The sequence below is a fragment of the Streptomyces sp. NPDC020490 genome (assembly GCF_044335305.1).
GTDB lineage: Bacteria > Actinomycetota > Actinomycetes > Streptomycetales > Streptomycetaceae > Streptomyces.
On record NZ_JBIRUY010000077.1, the window covers coordinates 1 to 13733 of the forward strand.

The following is a 13733-nucleotide window of genomic DNA, read 5'->3' on the forward strand; positions in this document are numbered from 1 at the left end:
CCCGCGCGCGGGTCTGTAGTCGGCTTTGCCGACTACAACCAGTGATCGGCTTCGCCGATCACCTGACGGCGCTTCGCGCCGTCGCTGCCACCCGCTTCGCGGGCGCAATGATCCGCTTCGCGGATCATGTCTTTTGCCTGCGGGTTGTCTGAGCCTCTCTAACTAGGTGGAACCCGCCAAACGGTGCACCCCCTTGAGAGCTCATCAAAACCGCAGGTCAGGACCACTTTTGAGGCTCTGTGAGCCTCGGCCGAGGGTGGGAGGCGTGATCCGAACCCGCCATTTGGTGCGCTCTTTTTCCACAGTCCCGAAATCGAACGGACTCCGGGGGGTGCACGGTTTGGCGGGTTCGGTGTTGACCAGTGCAAACGCGCTAGCTGATGCTCCATCAGTTCCCTTGCGTCCGTTCGAGTAACACCCGGCACCAAAGTTTCACCCCTTACCGGTTCGGGCGCGCCGATGGCGGTTTCGGGCCAGGAAGCGGTCGTTTCCCCTGGTCGGCACCCAACCCGCCATCAAGTGCGCACCTTTTCCACAGAGTTCGGGCCCCGGGGCCGGTTGGGGCGCGGCGGCCACTCCGAGAGTTGCAGACTAACTTGCAGTTCAACTTGTAGTTGTGCTGCAACTCCCGTAAGGTGGGAACCGCACCAACCGCCGAGGACGAGCCGCGGCGGACCGAACGGAAGAGGCCCGAATGACTGCAACCACCGTCCCGATGCCCGTTGCCGAAGCGCTCGCCGAGGGTGCTCCGCGGAACCTTGGTGCGCTCGCCGGCGCGGCTACCGGCCGTGGGTGGGGTGCCATGGTGGAGCGGGACGGGGACGCGTGGACGCTGGTCGTTACTGCGCCGTCCGACTCCCGTACGGAGCGCTACACGTGGCGCGCGGGCAAGTGGGTGTCGTCGAACCCGCGCGGCTACCGCGCGGCACTCACCCACTACCGGGCCGAGGCGGACGGCGTGGCGCCGGTCACCGAGTCTGCCGTTCCGGCCACGGTGGACGGCGGAACAGCGGCCATGGGCGCGGCTGTTGCTGCGGGCAAGGATGCGCGGGAAGCACTGTCGGAGATTGGCACGCTCGCCAACCGTGCCGAGTCGCTCGCGCAGGAAGCGGCGGAGTGGTCGACCGAGGCGGACGAAGCGGCCACGGTGGCGCGTGTCGAGGAATCTTGGGCCGAGTGTGAGGACGTGGCCGGACTGATCGGCCGTACGGAGATCAAGGCCCGGAAGTACGACAGTGAGGACGCACGTCCGGCGTCCGGTCTGGTCAAGGAAGGTGCAGCGTTGCTGCGCCGAGTGCTGCGGGCGCGCCGGACGCTGTCTGACGCTGCGATTGCTGCCCGTGGGGACGACTCGGCCGAGTCGGTGTGTGACGAGTGGAGCGCGATCGTGTTCAAGGCCGAGGAGGACGCGCGCGAGTGCCTCGGCCGGATTGAGGACGCGTCAGATCAGGCGTGGGAGTCGGTGGAAGCGTGCGAGTCGCGCGCCGAGGCTGTGTGCCGGAAGTGCGAATGCCTGATCGTGCCCGGGGCGGACGGGAACGGCCGTAAGGACATGAACCTTGGTTCGTGCGGGTGCCGCGCGATCATGGCCGCAACGCTCGCCGACGGTGGGAGCGTTCACCAGAACGCCGATGACGTCCGTATCGGGCGCCTGTTGGCGAGTGACTGTGGGTGGGAGGTTTCGGCCGGTCAACTCGCCCTGATCGGGGACGAGTCGGGGGCTCTTGAGTCTCTGGCGGACGCTGCCCGGTACGACGTTGACACGGTCGACGAGGGAGCGCAGGAACGGCGTACGGCCGTAGCGGCGGCGGAAGAGCGCACGGCGCGTGAGCGTGAGTGCGAGCGTCCGGCGGAAGCTGCGGCGGCGGAGTGCCGCGCGTTCGCGAGCATTGCGGATGATCACGCGTCGCGTGCGGGTGAGGCGTACTACGTCACGGCGGACGTTGCCCGGTACACGCGCAACGTGTACGACGTGCGGCCGGTTGACGCTCTGCCGGACGCTGAGGCGGACACGGTTCGTGCTGCGCTGAGGCGGATTGACCGGCGGGTGACTCGCGCGAACGAGTGCGCGTCTCGCGCCCGGTACGAGGTATGGGACGCCCCCCAGGGTGACCCCGAGTACGCGCGGCAGTGTGCGGAGCGTGCCCGGATTCTGGCGGACGCTGCGGAGTCGGACGCGCGGCGTGCGGGTGAGGTTTTCGCATACGCGGAGTACGCGAGCGAGGCGGAGTTGTGGGCCGAGCGTGAGGCAGACAGGGAGCGTGAACGCGCCGAGGCTGCCCGCATCGATGGCGGGTACGCACTCGGCGAGCCTCGCAAGGTCGAGGGAGACGCGCGCGCCACGCTGCCGATTGGGTCCCTGGTGAACGTTCCGGGCCGCGGGTCTTGGGTGCGCGTAGTCCGGGTGCGGCTCGATGGGTCCGGGGCGTGCCTGGTCGACGGTACCGAGGTGATCGGCGACGTTCCGGGCCGCGGGCACTCCCGGGTGTGCGTCGACTACTCGTCCCCGGAGTTCGGGGCTTGGGTTGTGGCTCAGGTGGCGGGCGAGGGCGCGCCGGTCGGCGCTCCGGCCGCGGTCGACGCTCCCCAGGGTGGGCCGACTGGCGACGCTGCCGCCGAGGCTGACCGCGCGGAGGAGGCGGAACTCCGGAAACTTGACGCGGACACTTCAAACGGAGACTCGACCCCCCGCGGGGAAGGGGGGTTTTCCCGGGGACTTGACGCGGACGCGTCAAAAGAGGTCCCGGGGGAGGCTCCCGAGGCGGCGGACGCCTCTCCGGCCGAGAGCGCGCCGGTCATGGTGGAGCGGCCGGCGGTGTTGCCCGACGTCGTGTCGGACCCCGGCGGGGTGGACGGGTGGGAGGCCGACGGGGGCGCGGTTGAGGTGCTGCCGGTGATCTGCCACGGCAAGGGGGGCGGGGTGTTCCCGGTGGCGTTCCGTGGCCCGTATGAGGGCACGGTGCGGGTGTCGCGGGCGTGGCTGACGGAGCGTGCGCGCCGTGCGCTGACCGTGGCGCGTGAGCGGCTGACGGTGGCGGAGGAGCACGCGGAGACGTGCGCGGCGTGGCGGCGGGATGCGTACGACCTTCACCAGGAAGTACGCCGGTCGGCTGGTGTGCTGGGTGAGCGTGTGGTGGTGCATTACGAGACGTCCGGCGGGTGGTCGGAGCGTGCCCGTGAGGCGTCGTGGGCAGCGGATACACGGCGGACGGCTGCACGGGATGCGGTCCGGCGGTGTGGGCGTGAGCTGTCCGGCCTGGAGGAGGAGGCGGCGGAACCGGGGCGCCGGTCGGAGTCGGCGCGTGCGTTCCTCGCGCGTGCCGTGTCTGGGGACGTTCCGGCCGGTCGTGGGGCGTGGGTGTCCGCCGACGGCGGTACGGCGGTGATGTTCGAGCTTCCCGCAGACATCGACGTGAACCCGGACGTGAGGCACGGGGAAGCGAACGAGCACCGTCGGGCATTCGTCGACCTGTTGGCCGATGCCGTGTCGGCCCGTGACGAGGGGCGGGCACTGATCGGGCGTGACCTCCCGTCGAAGAAGGCGCACGGGCGTACGGGCGGGATTGAGAAGGGGCAGGCGTCCGCGTCGGTCAAGGCTCTGGTTCAGCCGTGGAAGGCGCCGAAGATCCCGGCGGCGGGTAAGGCGCCTACGGCGGCTCAGTTGGAGGACTGGCAGGACGGTTACGCGGGTGCGCCGGTCGTGGCGGAGACGGAGGCGGCGCCGGGTGTGTGGCTGCCTATGGCTGCCGTGGCGTTCGCCGAGACGGCGACGGCGAACGGGTGGACTGTCGCAATGCAGCGTCAGGGCGCCACGGTGACCGTGCGCGCCGGGGGGCGGGCCACGGGCAAGGTTCTGGGGGAAGTGCGCGCGGTGTGGTCGGCCGGTCTGTACGACGTGACCGCGTCGGGTGCATGGGTGGACGGGGTCCGGCTGGGCATCGTGGCGACGCTCCACGCGGTGAACGCCACGGTGGCTCAGCAGTGCAAGGCGCCGGGTGTCCTGGCCGAGGACGCACGGCCGGACGCGCACGCGGACGCGGTCGACCTGGGCGGGTGGGAGGGCGAGGGCGGAGCGCTCGCGCGGGACGGCGGAGAGCTCCCCCCGCCGGCAACCCGTGACGACGTGCCCGCGCGGGTGGCTGACGTGGTGTCCGACCCGTCCGGGGTGGACGTGTGGGAGGCAGAGGGCGGCGCGGTGCCGGGCGTCGTTGCCCCTCGGCCGGTGGCGCAGTTCCGGGAACTTGACGCGGACACTTCAAACGGAGACTCGACCCTCTGTGGGGAAGGGGGGTTTTCCCGAGAACTTGACGCGGACGCGTCAAAAGAGAGCTCGGGGGAGGCGTCCGAGGCGGCAGACATCGTCATCCGGCACACCCACGAAGACGGCACCACCGTTGAGGGCTCCGCCAAGGGTGACGGGGTGTGGGAAGCGTTGCGCCCGCTGGGCTGGACCTACCGGCGCAACCCCGGGATCTTCATCCGCGGCAGCCGCTACAAGGGCGCCGACCGGTGGAAGATCAACCGGGCTGCGGACGCGGTGCGCGCACTCGGCCTGTCATGCGCTGTGGTGATCGAAGAGGGGATGTCGTTCGCCGAGCGGGAGGCCGCCCGCGTGGACGCGGCCGAGGAGCGGACGGAGCGGTACGCGGACCGGTCCGGACGCGCGGCGGCGGCGTCACAGTCGGCGCGGGATACCTCGGACCGGATCGCCGAACGGTTCTGGATGGGGCAGCCGATCTTGGTAGGCCACCATTCGGAAGGGCGCGCCCGCAGGGACCAAGAGCGCATGCACAACGCGATGCGCAAGAGCATCGCCGAGGGCGAGCGGGCCGGTTACTGGGCATCCCGTGCGGCGGCGGCGGACGCCTACGAGCGGTACCGGAAGAACCCGGGGCGCACGCTGCGCCGTATCGAGAAGCTGGAGGCGGAGCGCCGCGGCGTTCTGCGGGAGCGGGACGGCGTCGACGACAAGGGCCGTCCGGCTGATGTGTGGCGACGCAAGCCGTCCGAGGAGCGCCGGGAGGAGCTGACGCGCCGTCTGGCCGAGTACGACGAAGAGCTGACGTACTGGGCAGAGACGATCAAGGAGGCGGAGCGGCGCGGCTTCAAGGTGTGGGGTCGGGCCGACTTTGTGAAGGGCGATTACGTCCGGTACCGGGGTACGTGGTACGAGGTCACCCGGGTTAACGCGAAGTCGGTGACGATCCCGCACATTCACGCGGCGTTTGATGGCGGCGCGGTGGGTGCGGTCGGCGGGTGCCGTGTTGTCACCCGTGCGGCGGCTCAGGCGGCGGGCCGGATGGGCGCCTACACGTACACGGCCGCCTATAACGACGGCGTCACCGGGCGCATGTCGGCTGAGCAGATGCGGGCCGCCCTGGCGGGTGAGCCGATCCCCGCCGACCCGCGCGACGTCACCCCGGAGCCCACCCCGGAGGAGGCCGAGGCGGAGCGGGCGGCCGACGCGCGAGAGTTGGCCGAGCGCCAGGACCAGGCCGCCCCGGCTCCGGTCGCGCCGGCGGTGACGGTGAGCGCTCCGGCTCCGGCCGGTGTGTCCGACCTCGGGACCGAGGAGGCATGGGAGGGCGACGGCGGCGCGGTGCCGGGCGTCGTTGCCCCTCGACCGGTGGCGCAGTTCCGGGAACTTGACGCGGACACTTCAAACGGAGACTCGACCCCCTGTGGGGAAGGGGGGTTTTCCCGGGAACTTGACGCGGACGCGCCAAATGGGGCCCCGGTTGACGGCGCAGCTCTGCGGGAGGCGTTCATTGCCGCGCACGGCAACGAAGACGCCATGCGTGCGGCCTCCTGGTGGTGCGACACCGATTGCGCGACGTGCGCCGACGGCTGCGAGTGCGCCGACTGCCCCACCTGCACGGAGTTCGCGCAGCCCTACCCGGCGCGGTGGGCGCGGCGTCCGGCCGACGGCGGCCCGGAACGCATGGTGCACGTGTGCCACGGTCCCGGCGGTATGTCGGAGGGGCAGCGCCTCGCCCTGGGGGGCGACGACTCGGCCGACGTGGACGCGGTGGGGATCGAGATCAACGAGGGCGCCGCCGCGACCGCGCGCGCCGCCGGATACACGATCATCTGCGCTGACGTCCGCGCGCTGGACCCCCGGCACCCTGTGCTGACGTCGGTCAAGCGGCTGCACCTGTCTACGCCGTGCCCGACGATTTCGACCGGCGGGAAGCGCTCCGGTGTGCAACCGGCCGAGGTCGAGAAGTTCATGGACCTGCTGTTTCACGCCTCGGAGTACCTCGGACACCTTGAGGTGGAAGACGTCTGCCAGGACTACGGCGGCCCCCACGAGTACGCCTACCAGTCCGACGCCGAGAACGAGGGCGAGGCCGCATGGGACCCGTCCGGCTATGACGGCGAGTGGGAAGCCTGGTGCGAAGAGCACGACGACACGGCCGACTGCGACGGGTGCCACCACCACATTCAGACGCAGCACTGCATGGAAGGGACGGCCGCGCCCGGGTGCACTCCGGACGAGTTCCGGCGGCTGGCCATGGACGCGTGCGCGGACGAGCGCACGGCGCTGATGGCTGAAGTCCTGCTGTGGCCCATGGCCATGATCAAGGCTGGCGGCATCCTGGCGTCCGTCACCATGGAGCAGTCAGACAACCTGCTGAAGGCCGCCGCCCCGCTGTGCGCGGCGATTCAGACCGAGTTGCGCGAGTCCCTGCAATTCGACTGGGTGTCCTTCCAGGTCGAGGACGCGGCCACCTACGGCGCCGCCTCTCACCGTGTCCGCACGTGGATGATCGCCGTACGGGACGGTGAGCCCGACGGGGCGCGGTCCGTGGTCCGTGCCGATGACGTCGCCGCTGCCGAGCGGGCCATGTGGGGCGACGGCGTACGGCGCCCCATCCCCGTCACCCGCCCGGACTTGGCCATGCGTGTTGACCTGTTGGGCGGCCGTGCGCCGCTCCCCTCCCTGACCGTGGCTCAGGCGCTCGGGTGGGAGTCCGGGCTGTGGGTCGACACCCGGGGCGCGCGGCCGGTCGACCCCGTCACCGGCCGGGCTAAGGGCGGCGGTTCGTTCAGCGCGGACAAGGTGGCGCAGTGCGTCACCGCCACGTGGTACGGCGCCACCCGGCGCCGTGCGGACGAACCCCAGGGGTGCGCGTCCGGCGGCCGTGCGTTCACGCAAGCCGAGCTCGGCGCGCTCGTCGGCTTCCGCTGGGATTACCCCTGGCAGCACGTAGGGCGGGGGGAGGGCATTCGCAACAAGGCGCAGCAGGCGGCGGACGCGGTGTCGCCGTTCATGGGCATGGCCGTGACCGGCGCCGTCCTCTCCCGTGCCCGGCGTATCTGGTACCGGCGGGCGCTGGCCTATCAGCGGGCCCTGTACGCGTACGCCGTGAACCTGTGGACGAACGAGCAGCGGGAGGCCGTTGAGGACCGGCTAGCCGAGGAGGCCGGAACGCCGGACTCCCCGCGCATCGCAGACGTGAACGCGCCCTCGGTGCAGACTCCCCCGATGCTGCCCGCGGCGCCGGTCCGGCTGATGCTTGAACGCGGGCCCGACCGGCAGCACGTTCCGGCACCGAGGACGGCCGCCGTTCACGCCACCCGTGAGGCGGGCGAGTGCGGCGCCCTCGACGGCCGCACCGGTCGTACGATGACGGCCCGTCCCCGCCCACGCCGCCCGCTCGCGCCGGTCGGAGCGCCGCCCGCCATGGCCCCCGCGGCAGGCCCGGAGACGGCCCCCGCCGCGCGGGGCGCGGGACCGCGCGAGCCGCGCCCGGCCGCGGCTGCGGCCCCTGCCGGCGGCCCCCTGTCGCGTCGAGCGGAGACCCGGGGGGTTGGGGGTGTTCGCGCAGGTCACAGCACACGACAGGGCGCCACGCGACAGGCCACACGACAGGGCACGCGACAGCCTCCCGGCGGGTGGGCGGGGCGTCCGCCGAGGGGTGGGGAGCGGGCTCCGCCCTCCCCCGCCCGCCCCGGCTCCGGGCGGTGCCGGCTTCCGCCAAACTTGACAGGGGCACATCAGGAGTGACCCCGGCGGCATCGAGGGGTGCCGCTTCCCCGAGACTTGACGCGTGCACTTCAAATGGGATCGAGTCCGGCGCCCGGCCCGGACGTGACCCGCGACCAAGGCCCGACGCGCGGGCGCCGAGGGGCTCGCACGAAGATCACACAGCGTGATCACGACCCTCTCGCGCGGGCGACGCCTGCAAACGGCATCACCCGAACGGTGCACCCCCTGTTGGTGCCGTGTGGGAGCGTGCCGCCATGACCACCGCCCCGACGCCCGCCCCGCTCACTGCGGCCGAGCTCCCGCTCCGCGTCCCCCTGATCCACGGCGAAACGAACCTGTCGTACCTCCTGCGCACCGCGACGGCCAACGGCCTAGACGTCGGCCCGCTCCTCGACACCCTCGCCGGTCGCGCCCTCGAACTCCCCGACGACGGCCCCTCCCCGCAGCGCGACGAGGTCCGCCTCTCCCTCGCAGCCCTCGACCGGCTCGCCGCCCTGGTGGAACGCGAGCCCGAACAGCTCGCCCGCGCACTCCCCGGCGTCCACCCCGACCGGCTCGCCGAGACCGCCCAACTCGACACGTGGCCCGACGGGTTCGGCTCCTCGCCGCTGCCCGCCTGCCCGCTGTGCATGGAACCCGGGGCATGGCTGGCTGCCGAGGGGCACCGATGGCGGCCGTGCGGGTGCGGGCGCCGATGGATGGCCGGAGACGACGGCGGTTACCTCGTCGACACCGGCCCCGTCCCCGCCCTCGCCCGTGCTCTGCACGGACACCGTGACCTCGTTCACCGCCTCGGCCCCGTCGGTGACGCCCTCCTCGCGGACGCCCATCAAGTGGCCCTGTGGTGGTGGGTCCACGGCCAGGTGGCCGCCGAACAGTGGCGGGCCGACGAGGACGCCCTCGGCCTCTCCCGACACCGCCGCCGGGCCGCGCCGGTCGTCGTCTACCCCCTGGCCGTCGCCCTCGCCGAGCACATGTGGACGTGGGAGGAACGCCGCCGCAAACCGCGCGCCTCGGCCGAGGCATGGGTCGAGGACGTCGCCGAGCTCGCCGCCGCCGGCACCCTCACCCGGCGCGAGCGCGAACCGCTGACCTACTGGCTCGAACAGCACACGGCCGAGGCCGCGGCCAAGCCGCGCGGCCGTACGGCCGCCGAGCGGCGGTGGAACCGGCTCCCCGCCCTCCACGAACACGCCGCCGAACACGGCCTTCACCGGGCCCCGTCCTGCCTCATGTGGGTCTATGGCCTGCCCCTGACGTCGACCACGGCCGTGTGCGAGCGCTGCAACGGGCGCGCGCCGAGCTGCCGATGGGTGCCGTACCCCAAGTGCACCGGCCTGCCCGGAAAGTAGGGCCGTCGCCCTGACCGGCGTCCAGCCGTCGGCAGCTCCGCTACCCTCGTCCCGAGGGCGCGACTACGCCCCTACCGCCGCCCGCACGCCCACGCCGTGCACGGGCACCGACGGTACGAAGGTCCCACGGGATGCCGGTCGTTCCAGAGCTGACGATCCGTCCTGTCCGGGCGGGCCGCGTGGGGGCCGACGCCCGGAGCCGGGAGGGCATCGCATGCCGAAGAGGAACGCCGAGCAAAAGGCGGCTTGGGCTCTCAAGGAGACCGAGGGCCTCGACTACCAAGAGGCGCTGCGGCGCGTACGGGCCGAGGCCGCCGAATCCGCCACCACCGACGCGCCGGCATCCGCCCCGGCCGCCGTCGTGTACGCACTCCAGCCCACCGCCGCCGAGGCCCAACTCGGCATCACCGCCGAAGAGCTCGGCATCCGCGCACTCCCCGAAACCGCCACCCCTGCGCAGCGCGCACACGCCGAGGCGGTGTGGCGCCCGAACGAGGACCCCGCGGCGCCGTGCCGATGCTCGGGCATCCGGTGCCATCACGGCGAGAGGTGCGAAGTCGAGTTCTCCGACGGGCAGTGCGACGGGCGCCTTATCCACGTCGACCGGCACCCGGGCAGCATGTTCGAGCTCACCGCCTGGTACGACACGTACGGGTGCGAGGGCTGCCGCGAGACCTTCGAGACCACGGTGACACTGACCGAGATCCCATGGGGCGAAGTCCGGACCCGCGCACAGCTCGACGGGACGGAGCGAACCCTCAGCACCGGGACCGATGACCGCGTGATCGTCCTGTACGACGGCATCAGGCATCCCAACTTCCCCGACAGCACGCCCGAGGAGGACGACGGCGACGAGCTCGACGCCGACCCCGACGCCCAACCCACCCCAGAGGAGGAATGGAACGTCGCCGTGGACCAGGCCGACGAGGAGCCGCTCGCCGAGGAGGACCAGGAGGACGGCCTCGACGACGAACCGCGGGACGACGTCGACCCGATCGAGCCCCCCGAGGACTACGACGACGGCCCCGACGAGGACGAGCTCGGCCCGCCCTCGCGGGTGCCGACCGTCGACCTCGACCCGCAGCCCACGGCCGCCGACTGGTCCACGATGGAGCCGCGGCCGTGGTGAACATTCAGGGACACGAGCAGCGTCAACGGAACGTGCCGCAGTTGATCGCTCAGCCGACCGCGTTCCCCGTCGGCGGGGCGATGATGGCGGCGGTCGTGCTCTCGCCCTACGGCGGCGCCGGACGGGCAGAGATCGAGCGGTTCCCCGCGTACGCCTCGATGACTCCGCTCGACCAGGAGGCGCCGAGCGATGGGGGACTGTGGCACTTCTGGCGGGACTCCACCGGCCCGGTTCTCCTGGCGCTCAACAAGCCGGGTGCTGAGGGAGAGGTGCATGTCGTGATGGAACTCGCCGACCCCCCGTCCCTGTGGTGGGACCTTGCCCGCCGGCGCGCACAGGTGGTTGTGGTCTGGCTGCCGGACGTCCGTCACCCGACCGGTGACGAGATGAATGCAGCGCTCAAATCCCGGTCCGGGTGGATGGCCTCGGCGCGCCGGATTCCGCCCGTAGAACTGCTGTAGAACCGCAGCCCCGACGGAACGCCGAGGGCCTCGCCGCGGTGTGCGGCGAGGCCCTCGACCGGCGCCCGGCTCCCTGGTGAAGGGGGCCGGGCGTTGTGCTGTTACGCCGAGGCGGACGGCCGCCACGCGAACACGGACCGGACGGAAGACGGCTCGATCTCCCACCCGGCCGCGCGGAACTTGGCGGCGAGGAGGCGCAGCTCGGCGCGGTGCGGCTCTCGGTTGACCGGCGTCACGTAGAGACCCTCGACGAGCCAGTACACCGCAACGCGTCCGTAGCCGCGGGGCTCGACGAGTGCGCCGTGCGCCGTCTTGTCGTAATCGTCGCTTCCGGTGAAGTCGTGTTCGTCGGTGATGGTGGCGAGCTGCGTCCCGGCGAGGATGTCGAGTGCGGCGCGGGTGTCCGGGTGCTCGGCATCCGCGGGTGCGCTGCCCGCGATGGCCGGACAGCGGACCGGACGGCACTCGGCGGCGATCCACTCGGCCCCGCCCTCGACGACGACGCGGGCAGGCTCGCCGGGCCGGTTGGTGGTGCCGACGACGACACGTTCGCGGCCGTCGCCGCACACGACGCGCTTGTCCGTGGACGCCGGGGCCTGCGGTTCCTCGACCTCCTCGGCGTCCGTGTCGGCGACGATCTCGGCGAGTTCGGCGGCGGCTCGGGTGACGGGCGACGCTGCGGCAAGGGACTTGGCGTAAGCGAGCTCCTCGGCCGCGCGCATGCACCGGGTGCACAGCTCGTCGCCCCGCGCGTACCGGGCCGCGGCCTCGTCGAGGTCGAGGTACGCCGTCAGTGCCCGGCCGCACAAGGTGTCGTCGTTGCCCCGCGAGTAGTGCACGCGTCGGCCACGGCCCACGGCCGCGTGCCGCAGTCCGGCCCGCTTGTAGAGGGGTGCACCGTCGGCGGTCACGTCGGCCGCCGACTTGGCGGGGGCGTTCTCCTTGACGGTGCACCGCTCGCACAAGTGCGTGGTGAAGGGCAGCGCGCGGGCCGCCTCGGCGGTGAAGAGTCCGCAGTCGCCGCGGCGGTGCCGCTCGGCAGGACGGATGCGCCCGTTGCACACGGCGCGCAGGCTGGCCCCGTCCTCCCCGGCGAACGCGTGAAACAAGCTGTCGTTGCTGTCGGTGTTGGCCCAACCCTGCATGTCGTTGCCGTTCCCTTCGTGGTTGCTGTGGGCCTCCACCATGACATGAGTTGCAGTTGAACTACAAGTTGAACTGTGAGTTGAGTTGAAACTTTGCCCTTCAGGTATGTCCCCAGCTCATAAATCATGAGAGTTCGGCGTAAGCCCAGGTAAATCGGGGGGTGCACCGTTTGGCGGGTTCGGTCCCGCATCCGCGAAGGGCGGCCCGGGTGTCAGTGCAGGTCGCAGGCGTGCAGCCTCGACCGTCGCCGCCGTGCACCGCAGGGGGGTGCACGGTTTGGCGGGTTCGGTGGCAGGGGGGTGCACCACTTGGCGGGTTCGGTCCGACCTGCGGGTTTCCCCGAGCCGTATCGTCCCGCGTGCCGGCGGGACCGTGCACCCCTGGCGGGATCGGCCGGGGGTGCACGGTCCCGCCCCGCCCCAACTCCCCCTTGCAGGCGCCCGGCGCCGAGCGGCGATGGCGGGTTCGGCCTCGAACCGACTTCCCCGGGGTGCGCGGCAGGGAGGAGACTCGACCGGTGCACGCTCACCACCAGGAGGACGCCCGCCGATGACCAGTCTCGACACCGCCATGACCGCCGACTTCGAGGGATGGCTCGTCGACCAGCTCCGCCGGGATGTGCAGATGCGCGGCGAGCTCCCCGGCTTCCGGCATGCCGGCGGAGTGGCCGGGCTCCTCCTCACGTACGGCCGCCTGTTCACCCCGGCGCCGTGGCCGGACGGCGGAGACCCGCCCGGCGACCCCGGCCGCTGCTACACCGAATCGGTTTCGTGGGCGTGGGCATCCGAGGGCGAGCTCGTCTACGTCGAGGGCATGGCATGGGATCTCGCGTTCCCCATGGAACACGCCTGGTGCGGCACAGCGGACGGCACCGCGCGTGACCTGACCTGGCGCCGACCCGGACGCGCGTACCTGGGTATCCCCGTGCACGCCGAGGAGGCAACCCGGATCATGGGCGCGCAGGGCAGCCCCCTCCTGTACTCCGCCGAGGGACATGCCTCCCGCCTCGCCATCGAGTGGGCCCGCGACGGCATCCCGGCCGAGCTCCTCGCCGACGTCGGCCGCCCCGTTCCCGCCGACGCCTGACCGTGCACCGCTCGGTGGCCCCTGCTTAGGCTCAACTCGTGAGCGCCGCCGAGGAGATCCCCGAACCCGTCACCGCCCGCCCGTGGCGACGCGAGGACGGCCCCCGACCGAAGGTGACCACCTGGCCCCCCGGCCGCCGTCCCGCCCTGGCTGTCTGGTCGGCCGGGGCGTGGCGGACCGCTCCTGTGATGGCCCGCCAGGACTGGGCAGACGGCCGGGTCTTCTATCAGGTCGATGTCGACCTACGCGGGGACACTCTCGTCTATTGCCGCATGTACCAGTGGCCGCAACCAGGCTTGCGCCGTGCGTACGACGCCCCCGCGAGCGAAAGCGAGCCGGGCCGGGAAGGGACGCCGCGCCCCCGTCCGCAGGGTGCAGGCGTGCCCGCGCCCGGTGACGGTGACCAACGCTGAGCGATGGCCGGAGGCTCTCCTCGGTCCGCATCCAGACAGGGGGGGGGGCGGGCGGGGGGGGGCGGGGGGGGGGGGGCCGGGGGGTGGGGGGGGGGGGGGGGCGGCTGGGGGGGGGGGGGGGGGCGCCCCCCCGCCCCCGCCCCCCCGGGGCCG

General features: G+C 72.2%; 6 protein-coding genes. 5 read left to right on the forward strand and 1 reads right to left on the reverse strand.

Annotated features, from left to right (window positions below; all coding sequences use genetic code 11):
• Positions 1-694: 694 nt before the first annotated feature.
• From ACH4ZX_RS39645 to ACH4ZX_RS39660, 4 genes are all read left to right on the forward strand, one after another.
• The gene (locus ACH4ZX_RS39645) at positions 695-8011 is read left to right on the forward strand and encodes a DUF3560 domain-containing protein (protein WP_398283693.1); all 7317 of its coding nucleotides are present in this window, start codon (positions 695-697) and stop codon (positions 8009-8011) included.
• Positions 8012-8247: 236 nt separating this feature from the next.
• Positions 8248-9345: a TniQ family protein gene (locus ACH4ZX_RS39650; protein WP_398283695.1), complete on the forward strand. Its 1098-nt coding sequence runs from the start codon at positions 8248-8250 to the stop codon at positions 9343-9345.
• A gap of 214 nt (positions 9346-9559) precedes the next feature.
• A complete protein-coding gene (locus ACH4ZX_RS39655) occupies positions 9560-10474 on the forward strand; it encodes a hypothetical protein (RefSeq protein ID WP_398283697.1) in 915 nt (304 codons plus the stop codon).
• Complete coding sequence (locus tag ACH4ZX_RS39660) at positions 10468-10935, forward strand: hypothetical protein (protein WP_398283699.1); 468 nt, start codon at positions 10468-10470, stop codon at positions 10933-10935. The genes ACH4ZX_RS39655 and ACH4ZX_RS39660 overlap by 7 nt, the downstream gene beginning before the upstream one ends.
• Positions 10936-11036: 101 nt before the next feature.
• Here the strand turns inward: ACH4ZX_RS39660 and ACH4ZX_RS39665 are convergent, their stop codons facing one another.
• Positions 11037-12122: a hypothetical protein gene (locus ACH4ZX_RS39665; protein ID WP_398283701.1), complete on the reverse strand. Its 1086-nt coding sequence runs from the start codon at positions 12120-12122 to the stop codon at positions 11037-11039.
• A 508-nt stretch (positions 12123-12630) separates the two neighbouring features.
• Between ACH4ZX_RS39665 and ACH4ZX_RS39670 the strand changes: the two genes are divergently transcribed.
• Positions 12631-13167, forward strand: coding sequence for a hypothetical protein (locus ACH4ZX_RS39670; protein ID WP_398283703.1), 537 nt, complete (start codon positions 12631-12633; stop codon positions 13165-13167).
• Positions 13168-13733: the final 566 nt, after the last annotated feature.